The 1297-nt window shown below is 74.7% G+C and carries 1 protein-coding gene; it reads right to left on the bottom strand.

Annotated elements, in window-relative coordinates:
• Positions 1–1297, bottom strand: a 1297-nt coding sequence (locus FHG71_RS23260) for an aldehyde dehydrogenase (NADP(+)) (protein WP_139084176.1), incomplete at both ends; no start/stop codon positions are given.

Here is a 1297-nt window from a genome sequence, read left to right as displayed (position 1 = left end):
GGGCCAGTTCTGGTAGCTCACGGGGCGGAGCCAGCGGCGGATGGACAGCGTGCCCACGGAGGTGGCGCCGAAGTTGGTGGAGGCGGGATAGGGGCCGCCGTGGACCATGGCGTCGGCGACCTCCACGCCGGTGGGGAAGCCGTTGGCCAGAAGCCGCCCGGCCTTGCGCTCCAGGATCGGCGACAGGCGGCGGGCGAGGTCGAGGTCGCCCCCGTCCATCTGCAGCGTCACGGTGAGCTGGCCTTCCATGGCCTGGGCGACCTGGACCATCTGCTCCGTGTCTGCCACGCGGACAAGAAGGCCCAAAGGTCCGAAGACCTCGTGCGCGAGGTCGGGCTGGGCAAGGAAGTGCTCGCCCCCGACCTCGTACAGGAAGGGCGTGGCGTTGCGCCCCGAAGGCTCGGAGGCGTGGAGCGCGCGCACGCCCTGCCCCGCACCCACGCGGCTCGCCCCCTCGCGGTAGGCGCTGGCGATGCCGTCCGTGAGCATCACCTGCGGCCCCACGGCGGCGAGCCCGTCGGCCGCGTGCCGCGCGAAGGCGTCGGCCTCGGGCCCGTCGATGGCCACGGCCAGGCCCGGGTTGGTGCAGAACTGCCCCGCGCCCAGGGTGAGCGAGGCGACCCAGCCGGTCGCGATCTGGTCGGCCCGCGCGGCCATGGCCTGCGGCAGCACGAACATCGGGTTCACCGATCCGAGCTCGCCGAAGAACGGGATGGGCTGGGGCCGGGCGGCGCACAGGTCGAAGAGCGCACGCCCCCCCGTGAGCGAGCCGGTGAAGCCCACCGCCTGGATGAGCGGGTGGCTCACCAGCGCCTCGCCCGTCCTGCGGTCGCCGCCCTGCACCAGGGAGAACACCCCGCGCGGCAGGTCCAGCGCCTCGATAGCGGCGAGCACCGCCTCGGCCACCACCTCGCCGGTGCCGGGATGTGCCGAGTGGCCCTTCACCACCACCGGGCAGCCCGCCGCCAGCGCCGAGGCCGTGTCGCCGCCCGCCACCGAGAAGGCCAGGGGGAAGTTCGAGGCCCCGAACACCGCCACCGGGCCGAGGGGGCGCTGGATCAGCCGCAGGTCCGGGCGCGGCAGCGGCTTGCGCTCGGGCAGCGCCGCATCGTGGCGCACGTCGAGATGGGCGCCCTGGCGGATGTGGCTCGCAAAGAGCCGCAGCTGCCCGGTGGTGCGCCCGCGCTCGCCGTCCATCCGCGCGCGGGGCAGGCCGGTTTCCAGGTGCCCCACCTCGGTGATCGCCGCGCCCCGCGCCTCGATCTCCTCGGCGATGCGCTCGAGAAAGGCCGCGCGC

Origin of the sequence: Rubellimicrobium roseum (assembly GCF_006152145.1) — a bacterium.
In the GTDB taxonomy this organism is placed as follows: domain Bacteria; phylum Pseudomonadota; class Alphaproteobacteria; order Rhodobacterales; family Rhodobacteraceae; genus Rubellimicrobium; species Rubellimicrobium roseum.
This window is presented reverse-complemented; position numbering and strand designations above follow the sequence as displayed.